The following is a 14,004-nucleotide window of genomic DNA, read 5'->3' on the forward strand; positions in this document are numbered from 1 at the left end:
GGGCGCGAGCGCCCCGGCCGAGGTGCCGCCGCTGGTGCCGGCGCCGATTCGGAGGGAGCCGGCGCGCCGCCCCCGGCGGCCGGTGTTCCGGGCCGGTGCGGCGGCACGCACGGACAGGGCGGCGAGAACGGCCGGGCGGAAAGCGGCGAACAGGGCCGCCAGCAGCGCCGTCAGCACGGCACCGACGCGGCCCCGCGGTCGTGCTCTCATCGCATCCGAAGAAAATCTCACGACCCCTTGCTAAGGGATGGCGCGCGTCTCCCCGCGGCCGACACCCCGTGCCACCCCCGCCGAGCCCCCCGGTCGGCGGAACCCGGCGGGCGCGGACCGGTCAGTTCCGGTACCGTGCGCGGCCCACGGCGGCGGCCACGGTCAGCGGGACGCTGAGGAGCGCGGCCGTCAGGAACATGCCCTGGTAGGCGTGGCGTTCCGCGGCCCCGGCGGCGAGGGCGCTGGCCAGGGCGCTGCCGACGTAGAGGGCCACGCCGAACATCGCGACGCCGGTGGCCCGGGCGGCCGGGGACAGGGCGGTGGCCCAGGACTGGATCGTGGAGTGCATGAAGGACCAGCCGCCGCCGAGCAGCAGCGCGCAGCCCACCAGCGCCGGCACCGACAGGCTGGCCGCGGCCAGGCCGAACGCCACCGCCATCTGCGCCCCGCCGACCACGATCAGCCGCACCGGCGTCCAGCGCCCCACCAGCCGCTTGACCATCTGCGCCGCCGACATCGACCCCACGCCGTACAGCGCGGACACCGCCCCGGCCAGCGTCGCCGAGGCGCCCCGGGCCTCCAGCGCGGGCGCGATGTACGTCAGGAAGCCCAGCAGGACGGCCCCTTCGAGCATCGCGACGGCCATGACGTACCACTGCCAGCGGGAGCTCAGCACCACCTTGAACGGGGCGAGCAGCGCGCCGGGCGCCGCGCGCGGCGGTTCCGGCAGCCGGCGCAGGGCGACGACCAGGTAGACGGCGATCACACCGGGGAGGGCGAAGACCAGCCGCCAGCCGACGTAGTGCGCGAGCGCCCCGGCGACGACGGTGGCCACGGCGGTGCCCAGCGCGAACGCGGTCATCAGCTCGCTCAGCGGGCGCTGGCGGACCGCGGCGGGCACGGTGTCCCCGACGTACGTGATGGACGCGGCGATGGACGCGGCGAAGCACGCGCCGGCCGCGACGCGCGCCACGATCAGCACCGTCGCGTCGGGCGCGAGCACCGACCCGAACGCGGCGACGGCGGCCCCGACCAGCGAGATCCGCATGACCCGCACCCGGCCCAGCCGGTCGCTCGCCAGGCCCCAGACCGGCTGCATCAGGCCGTAGGCGAGGAAGTAGCCGCTGGCCGCGAGCATCGCCGTGGTCAGCGGGACACCGAGCCGGTTGCCGATGAGCAGCAGCATCGGGGTGATGCAGAAGCGGTCGAAGTTGCTGACGAAGCCGGCCGTGCGCAGCAGGCGTAACGAGGCAGCGGGTATCGCCCGCGCGGCCGGGTCGCCATCGGCGCCGGGCGCGGGGCGCGTGGGGGTGCGGGGTGAATCGGCGGTCTCCATGGGGCTCCTTGTGCCGTGCCCGCCGGTGTGGTCGGGCACGATCCAGCTCACCACCGCGGCCGGCCGGGACGACGCCGTAGCCGATTACCCTTGCTCACAGCCTGGGAGCGGCGCGGGGAGGTGCGGGGGCGTGCACGGCAGCGGACCCGAGGGACCACGCCGGGAACTGGGCGCTTTCCTGCGCTCCCGCCGTGAGCGGCTGAAGCCCGCCGAGGTGGGGCTGCCCGGCTCGCCGCGGCGCCGTACGCCGGGGCTGCGGCGCGAGGAGGTCGCCGCGCTGGCCGGGGTCAGCCGGTCCTGGTACGCGTGGCTGGAGCAGGGCCGGGTCCGCACCTCGGAGCAGGTGCTGCGGTCCGTGGCCCGGGCGCTGCGGCTGAACGCGGACGAGACCGCGCACGTGCTGTCGTTCGTGGAGCACCCGGGGCCGGCCGAGCGGCCGCCCGGATGGGTGTCGCGGAACCTGCTGTCGCTGGTGGAGTCGCTGGCGCCGAACCCGGCCGCGGTGCTCGACCCGCACTGGGACCTGCTGGCCTGGAACGCGGGGTACACGGCGCTGCTCACCGATCTGGCGCGGCTGGCGCCCAAGCAGCGCAATCTGCTGTGGCTGGTGTTCCGCTGGCCGCCGAGCCGACAGCTGCTGGCCAGTTGGGAGCAGGAGGCGCGCAGTCTGCTCGGCCAGTTCCGGGCGAAGGCCGCCCGGCACCCGGAGGACGCCCGGTACGCGGAGATCACCGAGGAGCTGCTGGCCGATCCGGACGCGGCCCGCTGGTACGGCCGCCGGGAGACCTCGGCGTTCCACCCCGCCGTACGCCATTTCCGGCACCCGGAGGCCGGGGACCTCCGGCTGCGGTACGTGAAGCTCGCCGCGGTGGACGAGCCGGGCCACCACCTGCTGGCCTATCTGCCGGACGACCGGGCGACGCAGGACGCGCTGAAGACGCTCACCGGGTGAACCGGCGCCGCTCACCGTCCCCGGCGCACCGCGCGGGGCGGCGGGGACGGTGAGCGGGCGGGCGCGCAGGGTCAGGACGTGCCCCGCGTCAGGATGTGCGCATCGCCCTGGTCAGGACGTGAGCACCGCCTTCATCACCGATCCGTCGGCGACCGCGGCGAGTGCGTCGGCGTGGCGCTCCAGCGGGAACGGCGTCACCAGGCTCGCCAGGTCGAACCGGGCGGTGAGGGTCGGCAACAGGCGGACGTACTCGACGAGATGGGCGCCGGTGAACGCCCAGGAGCCGACGACGTCGAGCTGCCGGTGGACGATCTGGTGCGGGTTGATCAGGGTGTCTCCCGCGTCGGTGTACTGGCCGATGACCAGGTAACTGCCGCCCCGGCGGGCCAGGGTGAGGCCCTGTCCGACGGCGGCCGGGACGCCCGCACACTCGATCACCAGGTCGGCACCGTCCCCGCCGACCGCGGCCCGGGCCGCCCGCAGGACCTCGGCGGGGTCGGCGGCGCCGGCGATGTCCAGATGGACGTCGCCGATGCCGGCCGCGGCGGCCCGTTCCAGCCGGGCGGCCGGGCCGCCGACGATCACGACCCTGGCGGCACCGGCCAGTTGCGCGAACGCGGCCGCCGCCAGCCCGACCGGGCCGCTGCCCTGCACCACCACGGTCTCGCCCAGCCGCACCGGCCGCCGCTCGTACAGCGCGTGCGCCACGGTGGGCCCGGCGCAGGCCAGCGACATCGCGGCGAGCGGGTCGGTGCCGTCCGGGACCTTGATCACGGTGGTGCCGGGTTGCAGCACGATGTGGTCGGCCCACGCCCCGGAGAGTTCCGGGCCGTCGGCGAGGGCCCGGTTGACGCCGTAGGTGCGGCGCCGCTCGCACAGGGTCGGCTCGCGGTGCAGCCGGCAGGGCGGGCAGACTCCGCAGGCGATGGAGGAGGCCCACATCACCGTGTCGCCCGCCGTGAGCGGTGCCCCGGTGGCGTCCTGGTGGCTGCCCTCGCCCAGCTCCCGTACGACGCCGAGCCCTTCGTGGCCGAGGACGAGCGGGACGGGGATGTCCAGGTGGCCCTCGCGCAGATGCAGGTCCGTGCCGCACACACCGCCGTATCCGCAGGCGACGACCATGCCGCCGGCGGGCGCCGCGGGCAGCGGGAACTCCCGCAGCCGCAGCGGCTCCCCGAACTCCTCCAGGACGACCGCGCGTCCGGTGCGCCCGCTCATGCCGTCACCCCGCTCAGGGTCCGGGAGAACGGGGCGGCCAGCGGACGCAGCGGCTCGGTGTCGCGGCACACCACGTAGTCCGGGCGGGGCTCGCCGGTGGGCCGCGGCGGGTTGGCGGTGTCGTTGTAGGTGACGATCAGCAGCCGGCGGGCGTACGGCGACATGTTGGGCGACGAACCGTGCACGATCTCCGGGGAGAACAGCACCACGGAACCGGCCGGCCCCTTGGGGCTGGTCATGCCGTGCCGGTCGACGTGCTCGGCGAGCTGGCGCGGCGACAGCGAGATGTCGTCGGGGTCGAGGTGCTGTTCGGAGCGGGTGGCGGCGGAGCGGCCCTCGTGGACGAGCCCCTCGCGGTGCGAGCCGGGCAGGAAGATGACCGGGCCGTTGAACTCGTTCACGTCGTCGAGGAAGACACCGATGTTGACCTGGCGCGGAGCGGGCAGGTTGTCGGCGAGCCGCCAGGCGAGGAAGTCCTGGTGCCAGGCCCACTTGTCGCCGCCGAACGCCGGCTTGGCGTTGATCTTGAACTGGTAGACGTAGACGTCCTCGGTGAGCAGCTGCCGGACGGGCTCCAGCAGGCGCGGGTCGCGGATCAGACCGGCGTACTCCGGCTGCCGCTGGTGCGAGGAGTACACCGCACGCACCTCCGTGCCGCCGTCCTCGGTCACCACCTGCGGACCGGGCGTGCGCGCGTCGCGCTCGAAGGCGGCGCGCAGCGACTCCACCTCCTGCGGTGCGAGGAGCGAGTCGAGCAGCAGGAATCCCTGCTCGTGGTACTGGTCGGCCTGTTGCTGGGTCAGTCGCATGCGCGTCTTCTCCTGAGAGGTGCGGGAAGAGGTGGGGGATCCGCCGGCCGGGCCGGGCGGGGGGTCAGCCCATGAAGTGGCCTCCGTCGACGACCAGTTGCTGTCCGGTGACGTAGCCGCTGCGCGCGGTCACCAGGAATTCGAGGGCGTCGGCCATGTCCTCGGCCGTGCCGAGCCGGCCACCGGGGATGGCGTCCAGGACGTCGGTCAGCCGCTCCGGGTCGTCGAGGCGGTAGCGCTCGGTGACCTCTTCGGTGTCGGTGAATCCGGGCAGCAGGGCGTTCACCCGGATCTGCGGGGCGAGTTCGAGGGCCAGGCACTTGGTGAGCTGGAGCAGGCCCGCCTTGCTCGCGCAGTAGTTGGCGCCGTTGCGGCGGGGCCGGATCGCCGTGGTGGAGGCGACGTTGACGATGCTGCCGCCGCCCGCCCGGACCATTGCGGGCGCCAGCGCCCTGGTGAGGTGGAAGGGGCCGGAGAGGTTGGTGGCCAGCACCGTGTCCCAGTCCTCGTCGGTCATCGCGGAGAACGGCCGGTCGCGGTTCACCCCGGCGTTGTTGACCAGCACGGACGGGGCGCCGTACGTGCCGGTGATCCGGTCGCAGACGGTCCGGATCTCCGCGGGCCGGGCGAGGTCGCAGCGCAGCGGCTCGATCCGGCCCTCGCCCGCCTTCGCGATGTCCTGTGCCGCGGCCTCGTCGCCCCGGTAGAGGGCGATCACCCGGTGGCCGAGGGCCGCGAGGCGCAGGCTCAGCGTCCGTCCGATGCCGCGGGTGCCGCCGCTCACCACGGAGACCGTCATGGTGTCCCCTTCGCGGGGCGTGCGCCGGCCATCAGCCGGCGACGAGGTCGCCGCGCTTGAGGCCCGAGCCCTCGGGCACCTCGGCCGGGTCGCCGCCCACACCGGAGATGCCGTTGTGCTCGTCGACGAAGACGACGTGGGGGACGAAGGAGGCGGCCTCGGCGTCCGTCATGGAGGCGTAGGCGATGAGGATGACGAGGTCGCCGGGGCTGATGAGCCGGGCGGCGGCGCCGTTGATCCCGATGACGCCGGAGCCGGCCGGGCCCTCGATGACGTACGTGGACAGCCGGGCGCCGTTGTCGATGTCGACGATGTCGACCTTCTCGCCCGGCATCAGGTCGGCGGCCCTCATCAGGTCGGCGTCGACGGTCACCGAGCCGACGTAGTGCAGGTCGGCCTGGGTGACGGTGGCACGGTGGATCTTCGACTTCATCAGGGTGCGGTACATGCTGATTCCTCACATGGGGGGTGGGGTGGGCGCGGCCGCGGACGGGCCGGCCGGTGGCGCGGGTTCTGGTCAGGCCGGCCAGGTGGCGTAGCGGCGCCTGCCGTACAGCAGCGGCGCCGCTTCGGCGGCCGGAGCGTGGGTCTGGATGTCCAGCACCTCGCCGATCACGATGGTGTGGTCGCCGGCCGGGACGAGCCGGGCGACGCGGCACTCGGCGGTGGCGTGCGCGTCCTCGGTCAGTGCCGGCAGGCCGGTGGCGGGCGCCGGCCGCCACGGGACGGTGCGGAACCGGTCGGCGGCCGGTCCGGCGAACGCCTCGGCGGCGCGCCGCCCGCTGCCGTGCAGGAGGTTGACGGTGAAGGCACCGCGCGCGGTGAGGACCGGCAGCGTGCTCCCGCCGTTGGCCGCGCAGACCAGCAGTTGCGGCGGGTCGAGGGAGAGCGAGCACAGGGCGGTGCAGGTGAAGCCGTACGGCGTGCCCTGCGCGTCGGCGGTGGTGATGACGGCGACGCCGCTGGGGTGGGAGCCCATCAGGGCCCGGAAGGCGTCCTGGGTGACGGCACGGTCGGTGACGGCGCGGTCGTCCTGGACGGGGGTCACCATGCGAACGCCCGGGCGTCGTAGAGGTTGACGCCGACCGCGGCCTTGCCCAGGTATTCCAGGCATTCCTGCGGCTTGGCCGGCATCACGTGGGCGAACTGGGCCTCGCGGATCAGCCGTTCCAGCGGATGGCTGCGGCTGACGGCGGCCGAGCCGCACAGCCTGAGCGCGTCCTGGGCGAGCCGCGGACCGACCTCGCCGACCACGTACTTGGCGGCGTGCACCATGGCATTGGCCTCCAGGCTGCCGCGCTCGGCGGTGACGAGGTCACCGGCCTCGTGCACCAGGGCGCGGGCGGCCCGCAGCCGGGCGGACATCCGGCCCAGCTCCTGCTGGACGACGGGCGAGTCGGCGCGGGCGGGGGAGGCGGTGACATGGTCGACGGTGTGCCGGAAGAGGGCCTCGGCGATCCCGAGGTAGGCACCGGTGTAGCCGGCGATCATCCAGTGCGGTTCGCGCACGACCTTGAACAGGGACATGCCCTCGACGCCGAGGTAGAGGCGGGAGCGGGGCACCCGGACCTCGTCCAGTGTCATCGGGGCGGTGCTGGTGCCGTACATCGCCGACATGTGGTGCGCGGTGCCGAAGCCGACGCCCGGGTCGTCGGCGGCGACGACGAAGTGCGATGCCTCGCCGGTCTCCTCGTCGCCGTTGTCGGCCGCCGCCGCGACGACGTAGTAGTCGGCGGCGCCGGCCAGCGACACGAAGTGCTTGGTGCCGTTGAGGATGTAGTGCGTGCCGTCGTCGGACAGCCGGTAGCGGGTCCGCATCCCGCGGAGCTTGGCGCCGCGGCCGGCCTCGGAGGTGGCGGAGGCGAACAGCTTGCGGCCGCCTACGACCTCGTCCAGCATCCAGGCGCGGAACGTCTCGGCGGCCGGGGGCAGCCGGGTGCCCGCGGCGTCGGCGAGCGCGCCGATGACGACGTGGTGCATGTTGAGGCCGAGGGCGGCGGCGCCGTGGTGCGCGCCGAGTTCGGCCAGCACCCGCCAGTAGTCGCCGAAGCCCAGGCCGGCGCCGCCCGCTTCGCGCGGCACGAGCAGGGCGAGCAGTCCGGACTCGCGCAGGACGCGGTACGCCTCGTGGCCGTTGTCGTGGCCGGCGTCGGTGCCGGCCGCGAGCGGGGCGATCCGCTCACCGGTGCTTGCCGCGAGTTTGAGCAGGCTGTCGAGTGGGGCGGAGGTCGGGGTGGGGGTCGTCATCGAAGTCCTTCGGGTCGGTGGTCGGCCTGTCGGTTCGCGGCCTGTCGGGTCTCGGTCGGCCGGTTCGCGGCCTGTCCGGTCTTGGCCGGCCGGGTCTCGGCCTGTCCGGTCTCGGTCGGCCGGGTCTCCACCGGTCAGTTCTCGACCGGCAGACCGAGTTGCCGTGCCACGCCCACCCGCAGCAGGTCGTTCGGACCCGCGTAGGTGAGGGCCGCCATGGGGCCGGCCAGGTCGGCGGCGAGGTCGAAACCGGGGAGGAAGGCGCGGACGCCGGACAGCGCGGTGGCGTGCTCGGTCATCCGTACGTAGTCCTCGGAGACGGAGATCTTGGTGAGGGCCGCCTCGGTCGCCAGCTGCCGGGCGGGGACACCGGCATCGAGCCGGGCGGCCATCGCGTAGAGCTGGAGACGGGAGCGGTGCAGCGCCATGGCCATGTCGCTGATCCGGGCGGCGACCTGATGGCTCGCCCCCATCCGGCGGCCGAAGTGCTCGCGGCCGGCGGCCCAGTCGGCGGTGCGGGCCAGCAGGCGCTGCATCGGGCCGAGGGCGTAGCCGAGGATGACCGAGCGCTCCCAGGCGGTGGTGGAGGCCATCACCGCGAGGCCGGAGCCCTCCTCGCCGAGCAGCGCGCCGCCCGGCAACCGGACGTTTTCGAAGAGGAGTTCACCCATCGGCACGGTGGGCAGCGCGGTCTTGGCGAAGGTCTCGCCCCGGCGGATCCCCGGCAGGTCGAGCGGAAAGAGGAACGCGGACAGTGCGAACGGCGAGCGTCCCTCGGTGGTGCGGGCGAAGACGATCGCCCAGTCGGCCACCGGGGCGGCGGTGATGAACGTCTTGGCGCCGTCCAGCACGAAGCCGTCGCCCTCGCGCCGGGCCCGGGTGCCCATGGAGAACGGGTCGCTGCCGCCGCCGCGTTCGGTCAGCGCGTGGCAGAGCAGCTTCCCGCCCTCCTGGACGTCGGCGACCGGGCGCCAGGCGTCCGCGCCGAGGGCGTCCCGCAGCGGGAACTGCATCCCGAAGACCTGCGAGGCCAGCGCGTAGACCAGCCCCGGATCGGCACCGGCGAGACCGATGCCCTCGATCATGGCGAGCGAGCGGGTGACCGGGCCCGGAGCCGCCGTCCCGGGCGCGGCGAGCCGCAGCACACCGAGGTCGGCCATGGCCTGCCACTGGGTGGTGAAGTCCTCGTCCGCGATCCGCTCGACCACCGGCAGGGCGAGGTCGCGGCAGCTGTCGACGAGCCGTTCGGTCTCCGGCGCCCCGGTGCGCAGCGCCGCGAGGGCCGCCGCACTCACTTGCGGTCCTCGCCGGAGAGGTTCTCGATGGCCGCCCACAGGGCCTTGGGACTGCGGAAGTTGGCCGCCACGATCGCGGTGTCGGGCAGCACGATGCCGGCTTCCTTGTGCAGCGCGGTGACGATCTCCATGATCGCCAGCGAGTCCACGAGCCCCATCTCCAGCAGCGGGGTGTCGGCGTCGAGGGACCGGGCGTCCTGGCCGCGTCCCCAGGTGATGCGGCTGCCGATGAGGGTGCAGAGTTCGTCGACGCTGTTCATGCGGTGATCTCCTCCAGGAGTGCGGGGGCGGCGGTGTGGCCGGCGGCGCCGAGGGCGCGGCGGTCGACCTTGCCGCTGCTGGTGGTGGGCAGGGCGGTGAGCGGGACGACCCGGTCGGGGAGCATCCGCTTGGGCAGTACGTCGCGCAGGGCGGACAGGACCTCCCGCTCGGTCGCGTCGGTCTGCGCGTAGGCCCAGATCTGGCCCGAGTGGGGGTCTTCCTTGGCGACGACCGCGGCGGTGGTCACGTGCGGCAGCTCCAGGACGGCGTTCTCGACGTCCATCAGGTCGATGCGGTGGCCCCGCCGCTTGACCTGGTTGTCGCGCCGTCCGCGCAGGAAGACCACGCCGTCGGAGGTGACCCGGCCGATGTCGCCGCTGGGGTAGGCCCGGCGGGCCACGCCGTCCCGGCAGGTGACGGTGACGGTGGGGTCGTCGGGCGCGCCGCCGCGCAGATACCCCTGAAAGACGACCGGCCCGGCGATGTGGATCTCACCCTCCCCGTCGGTGGGCCGGCCCGCCGGGTCGAGCACCTCGATGTGCACACCGTCGATGCCGCGCCCGATGGGCAGTTCGCGGTCCGCGGTCCAGTCGGCCGGCACCCGGTGGTAGGTGCAGGCGTTGGTCTCGGTGGGCCCGTACAGGTTGTAGAAGGGCACGCCGTCCAGCAGCCGCAGATACCTTTCCAGCAGGTCGGGGGCGAACGCCTCGCCGCCGAAGGCCGCGATCCGCAGCTCGGGCGGCGGGGCGTCGGCGATGCCGCCCTGCTGAAGCATGTTGTGGTACAGGGACGGCACCGCCATGAAGGCCGTGATGCGCTGCTCGGTGAGCCAGCCGACGACGTCGCGCGGGAAGGCGCGCAGCACGTCCGGCATCAGGACCGTGCAGGCCCCCGCGGCGGCGGCGCTGAACAGGTCGAAGGTCGTCAGGTCGAAGGTGAGGGCGGCCTGCGAGCCGATCCTGTCCTCGGGGGTGAGGCCGAACTCCCCGGCGGCCCACAGCGCGTAGTGCGCGACGTTCTCGTGCGACAGCAGCACGCCCTTGGGCCAGCCGGTGCTGCCCGAGGTGAAGAGGATGTAGCCGCCGGCATCGGTGGGCGGGGGCAGCGGCGCGGGCCGCTCCTGGGCGTCGAGGATCCGCAGCCCGTGCAGGCCGTGCTCGAAGGGGATCTCGGCGCCCGGCACGCCCTCGCGGGCACGGGCGGCGGCGCGGTGGGCCCCGGCCAGGGCACGATCGCAGGTCAGCAGCAGGGACAGCCCGGCGTTGCGGATCATGCGCGCGGTGCGCTCCGGCGGGTCGGCCGTGTCGAGGGGCGCGGCGACCGCGCCGGCCCGCAGCACCGCGTACAGGGCGATGACCGCGGCCGGGGTCTTGGGCGCGTACACGCCGATCCGGTCGCCGGGTGCCACGCCGGTGGCGAGCAGCCGGTGCGCCAACGCGTCGACGGCGCGGTCGAGCCGGGCGTACGACCACTGCTCGCCGGCCCCCTCCAGGGCGGTGCGGTCGGGGTGGCGGCGGGCGGAGCGGGTCAGCAGGGCGTCGAGGCGTACCGGTGTTCCCGCGGTCATCGGACGGCCTCCGCGGACCGGGCGGGCTCGGCGTGCCCGGCGTGCCCAGCGTGCTCGGCGAGGAAGCCGCGGACGGTCTCGACGACGAGGTCCGGGCACACCAGGTGGGGGTAGTGGTCGCAGCCCTCGGGCACCAGCCGCCTGAACGGGCCGCCGACCGCGCGCTCGACGGCGTCGACCTGGGCCAGCGAGCCGTACTCGTCCGCGTCGCCCTGGATCATCAGCACGGGGGCGGTGACGTCGAGGTCGTCCTCGATGGACCAGTCGCGGAAGGCGGGCGACAGCCAGACGCCGCTCCAGCGGTCGAAGACGCCCTGCGGGTCGTCGTGCACCATGGCCATCTTGCGGGCGAGCGGGCCGGCCTCGTAGGCGGCGCGGGCGTTCTCGATGCCGACGCGGTTCTCGTCCTCGAAGTACATGTGCGGGCCCATCCCGACGACCGCTTCGACCGGGTGCGCCGAGGCGTGCAGCAGGGAGATGGAGGCGCCGTCGCTGTGGCCGACCAGGACGGGACGGTGCAGGCCCAGCGCGGCCAGCAGTTCGGGCAGCACGGTCCGGGCGTGCTCGTGCATATAGCGGGGGGTGCGGGGCAGCGGGTCGGGACCGCTGCCGCCGCTGCCGTGGCGGGAGTAGACCAGGGCGCGGCGCCCGGTGGCCTCCGCCAGCAGGGCGGGAAAGCGGCCCCAGGCCGCGAGGCAGCCGAGTCCGCCGTGCAGGAAGACCAGCGGCGCGAGGTCCGGGTCGCCGTCGATGAGGACGTGTTCGAGCGGACCATTGCTCGTATCGATTACAGGCACAGCGAAAATCCTTCTCAGTGATCTACGGCAGCAGAACGAGAATTCCGTTGGAGCCCATACGGGCAGCACCGCACGACGGACCTGCCGCAGGGCAGGGAAAAGTCGATCGGCGCACCGGAATCTCGGCAGCGGAGACAATGAAGGTGATAACTGCCTGAACGGCAGTGAAAAAATGGCGCAGGGCCGGCACAGCGCATGACAGCCGACGTATCACTTAATGCCGGAATGCCCATGCGGACGTTCCACGCCACCGATGGGCAGCGCGGCAGACTGCTGTTGCAGGAAAGGCCCTCAAGGGCCGCAAAGAAGCGGATTTCGGGCCACGGACACCATACGGACAGTCCGGTCGACCACGCGTCGCTTTACTTTCTCTTGGCCGTTCCAGTGCCTGGCCGGTCCACGGCGCGCACGAACGCTCCTCGCATATCAACCCCCGTTGAAAGTTCGACTACACACCGGCGACCAGGTGACCACGCTTATCCGGCACCCGCCCGCTCGGCGACACCAAGAAGACTAGACACTGCACCCGGGGTGGAGAAATAACATTGATGCATCACCTATACACTCGAGGAATGAACATCGATCTGCGCCACCTGCGATGCTTTCTGACCGTGGCGGAGGAAGGGGGATTCACGGCTGCCGGTCGCCGTCTGCATCTCACCCAGCCCACCCTGACCCGCAACATCAGGGCACTGGAGCAATCCCTGGGTGTGAAGCTCTTCGAGCGCAGCACGCGCAGAACGGAGCTGACCGAGAAAGGGAAGACCCTCCAGGAAGCTCTCGCCCCCCTGCTGCGCCAGCTCGATTCGACGCTGCGCGATTTACAGAAGGGGGAGAAACTGCGCATAGGGTTCAGCTGGGGACTTCCCGAGGGGCTGTCCCGGCTCGCCGCCCGGTTCGGCGAGGAGACCGGGGTCGGTGTCGAATTCATCCGCTGCGACACCCCCCAGGCCGGACTCGACACCGGCGAGGCGGACCTGGGCCTGCTGCGCACCGCGTCGGTGCCGAAGGGGCTGCGCGGTCTGCGCCTGTACGAGGAGGAGCGCATCGCGGCCGTCCCCGCGAGCTGGCGGCTGGCCGAACGCACCGAGCTCGACTGGGCGGAACTCACCGACTTCCCGTTGATCATCAACACCGTCAGCGGCACCACCTTCCCCGACATGTGGCCCGCCGGCCGGCAACCGTCCGTCGGCGCCGAGTGCCGCAACTTCGACGAATGGCTGGAGCAGGTGGCCGTCGGCCTCGGCGTGGGCACCGCGCCGGTCTCCGCCGCCCGCCGCTACACCCACCCCGCCGTGCGGCTCGTCCCGCTGACGGGCGCCCCCGCCGTGCCCGCCTATCTCGCCCACCCGTCCCACGGCGCCCACCCCCAGGCCGCGCGCTTCGCCGACCAGGCATGGCGGGCGGCCGACGAGTTGCAGGCGTAGCGGCCACCACTGCGGGCCCCGGCCGAGGCGGGGCCCGCGGGGGTGGCCTCCTGGACGGCCGCACACCAGGCGACCGAGGCGTCCCCCTCCGCCGGCGGGTCGACGGCCCGGCCATGACGGCACCACGCGCACGGACGGGGAGCTGACCGGGGCTCCGGGAACCTCTCCGGGAGGGGCCGCATCTCTCTGTGCGGTGAGGCAGGAGCGGTGACACGGGGTCCCGCAGGAATGTCCGCACCAGGGGGAAGTCTCGTGGCACGGCGGACACGTGCGGTCTCCGCTCTCAGCCTGGTGGTGCTGCTGGGCGCCGCTTCCTGCGGCACCCAGCAGCACCACACCGCCACCCGGTCGTCCGGGGGCCCTTCGGACGCTCGCCCCGCCGCGTGCGGATCGTCCCAGCTGGGCTGGAAGATGACCCTGCTGCCGGGCAGGCCGCGCCATACGCCGACGGCGATGCTCAGCGCCGCGCACAAGGGATCAAAGCCCTGCGCCTTCGACGGTTACCCGGGGCTCGAATTCTGGGTCGGCAAGGGACCGTCGGCCGACGCGAAGCCCGAGAAGTCCGCGCCGGTCCACCTGGTCCTGAACCCGGGCCACCGCATCGGGTTCCCGGTCTTCTACGACGCGGTCGGCTCCCCGTCGGAGAGCTGCGACATCCTGGCGGAGAACGACCCCCGCATCTCCGTGACGCCACCGCACCCCGCCGCGCACGACTACGGCTCCCTCGTGCGGCTGACCGACCCGCGGGGGCACCATGTGCGGGCGCAGGTGTGCGGCCCCGGCGTCCCGCTGCTGGGCGCGCCCCAACTGCACTGAGCACGCCCCTGGTTCGACGGGGAGCACGCGCGTTCAACGGGGGCACGCGCGCGGCCGTCGTGCGATCATGACGGCTGCGACCGCTGACCACGGTCGGTTGACAGCCGCCGCACGGCGGCACGGGGGGAATCGCGCCAAAGGTGCTGTGGTGCGCCGTGCGCGCGGCGCGGGCCGCCGGCGGAAGACCACACTGCGGACTCCGTAGCAGCGCGGCGCCTGCCGCTCCGCCGCGGCGGCATGTCCTCGGGCTCCTCGTGTCGCCGTCCGGCC

14 protein-coding genes are annotated in these 14,004 nt (G+C 73.5%); 3 read left to right on the top strand and 11 right to left on the bottom strand.

What is annotated here, in order from left to right; all coding sequences use genetic code 11:
- Positions 1 to 331 precede the first annotated feature (331 nt).
- Positions 332 to 1,546, bottom strand: a complete 1,215-nt coding sequence (locus GHR20_RS18050) for an MFS transporter (protein ID WP_153813757.1) — start codon at positions 1,544 to 1,546, stop codon at positions 332 to 334.
- A gap of 130 nt (positions 1,547 to 1,676) precedes the next feature.
- Here GHR20_RS18050 and GHR20_RS18055 point away from each other — a divergent pair, with 130 nt between their 5' ends.
- Entirely contained in the window at positions 1,677 to 2,498 is an 822-nt protein-coding gene (locus GHR20_RS18055; protein ID WP_161214718.1) for a helix-turn-helix transcriptional regulator, read from the top strand.
- Between the two features lie 111 nt (positions 2,499 to 2,609).
- Here GHR20_RS18055 and GHR20_RS18060 read toward each other — a convergent pair whose 3' ends face one another.
- The 10 genes from GHR20_RS18060 to GHR20_RS18105 all read right to left on the bottom strand — a co-directional run bounded on the left by GHR20_RS18060 (position 2,610) and on the right by GHR20_RS18105 (position 11,491).
- A complete protein-coding gene (locus tag GHR20_RS18060; protein ID WP_153813759.1) occupies positions 2,610 to 3,716 on the bottom strand; it encodes an alcohol dehydrogenase catalytic domain-containing protein in 1,107 nt (368 codons plus the stop codon).
- Positions 3,713 to 4,525 carry a phytanoyl-CoA dioxygenase family protein gene (locus GHR20_RS18065; protein WP_153813760.1) on the bottom strand — a complete coding sequence of 271 codons (813 nt, stop codon included), beginning with the start codon at positions 4,523 to 4,525 and terminating at the stop codon, positions 3,713 to 3,715. Before GHR20_RS18065 ends, GHR20_RS18060 begins: the two co-directional genes overlap by 4 nt.
- 64 nt (positions 4,526 to 4,589) lie before the next feature.
- Positions 4,590 to 5,324 (bottom strand): SDR family oxidoreductase, encoded by a 735-nt coding sequence (locus GHR20_RS18070; protein WP_153813761.1) that lies wholly within the window; start codon positions 5,322 to 5,324, stop codon positions 4,590 to 4,592.
- A 31-nt stretch (positions 5,325 to 5,355) separates the two neighbouring features.
- On the bottom strand, positions 5,356 to 5,772 hold the full coding sequence (gene panD, locus GHR20_RS18075) for an aspartate 1-decarboxylase (protein WP_111583337.1): 417 nt from the start codon (positions 5,770 to 5,772) through the stop codon (positions 5,356 to 5,358).
- Between the two features lie 69 nt (positions 5,773 to 5,841).
- Positions 5,842 to 6,375 (bottom strand): flavin reductase family protein, encoded by a 534-nt coding sequence (locus tag GHR20_RS18080; protein ID WP_111583338.1) that lies wholly within the window; start codon positions 6,373 to 6,375, stop codon positions 5,842 to 5,844.
- Positions 6,369 to 7,571: an acyl-CoA dehydrogenase family protein gene (locus tag GHR20_RS18085; protein ID WP_153813762.1), complete on the bottom strand. Its 1,203-nt coding sequence runs from the start codon at positions 7,569 to 7,571 to the stop codon at positions 6,369 to 6,371. Before GHR20_RS18085 ends, GHR20_RS18080 begins: the two co-directional genes overlap by 7 nt.
- A gap of 134 nt (positions 7,572 to 7,705) precedes the next feature.
- Positions 7,706 to 8,866, bottom strand: a complete 1,161-nt coding sequence (locus GHR20_RS18090; RefSeq protein ID WP_243878065.1) for an acyl-CoA dehydrogenase — start codon at positions 8,864 to 8,866, stop codon at positions 7,706 to 7,708.
- Positions 8,863 to 9,126, bottom strand: a complete 264-nt coding sequence (locus tag GHR20_RS18095; RefSeq protein WP_153813763.1) for an acyl carrier protein — start codon at positions 9,124 to 9,126, stop codon at positions 8,863 to 8,865. Before GHR20_RS18095 ends, GHR20_RS18090 begins: the two co-directional genes overlap by 4 nt.
- A complete protein-coding gene (locus GHR20_RS18100; RefSeq protein WP_153813764.1) occupies positions 9,123 to 10,694 on the bottom strand; it encodes an amino acid adenylation domain-containing protein in 1,572 nt (523 codons plus the stop codon). The genes GHR20_RS18095 and GHR20_RS18100 overlap by 4 nt, the downstream gene beginning before the upstream one ends.
- Positions 10,691 to 11,491 (bottom strand): alpha/beta hydrolase, encoded by an 801-nt coding sequence (locus tag GHR20_RS18105; RefSeq protein ID WP_194858912.1) that lies wholly within the window; start codon positions 11,489 to 11,491, stop codon positions 10,691 to 10,693. Before GHR20_RS18105 ends, GHR20_RS18100 begins: the two co-directional genes overlap by 4 nt.
- Before the next feature lie 572 nt (positions 11,492 to 12,063).
- On the opposite strand from GHR20_RS18105, the gene GHR20_RS18110 reads away from it, so the two are divergent.
- Positions 12,064 to 12,918, top strand: a complete 855-nt coding sequence (locus GHR20_RS18110) for a LysR family transcriptional regulator (protein ID WP_243878066.1) — start codon at positions 12,064 to 12,066, stop codon at positions 12,916 to 12,918.
- Positions 12,919 to 13,170: 252 nt separating this feature from the next.
- Positions 13,171 to 13,734, top strand: a complete 564-nt coding sequence (locus GHR20_RS18115) for a DUF4232 domain-containing protein (protein WP_194858913.1) — start codon at positions 13,171 to 13,173, stop codon at positions 13,732 to 13,734.
- The last annotated feature ends 270 nt before the right edge of the window (positions 13,735 to 14,004 follow it).

The organism is Streptomyces sp. SUK 48 (genome assembly GCF_009650765.1).
Classification (GTDB): Bacteria; Actinomycetota; Actinomycetes; order Streptomycetales; family Streptomycetaceae; genus Streptomyces.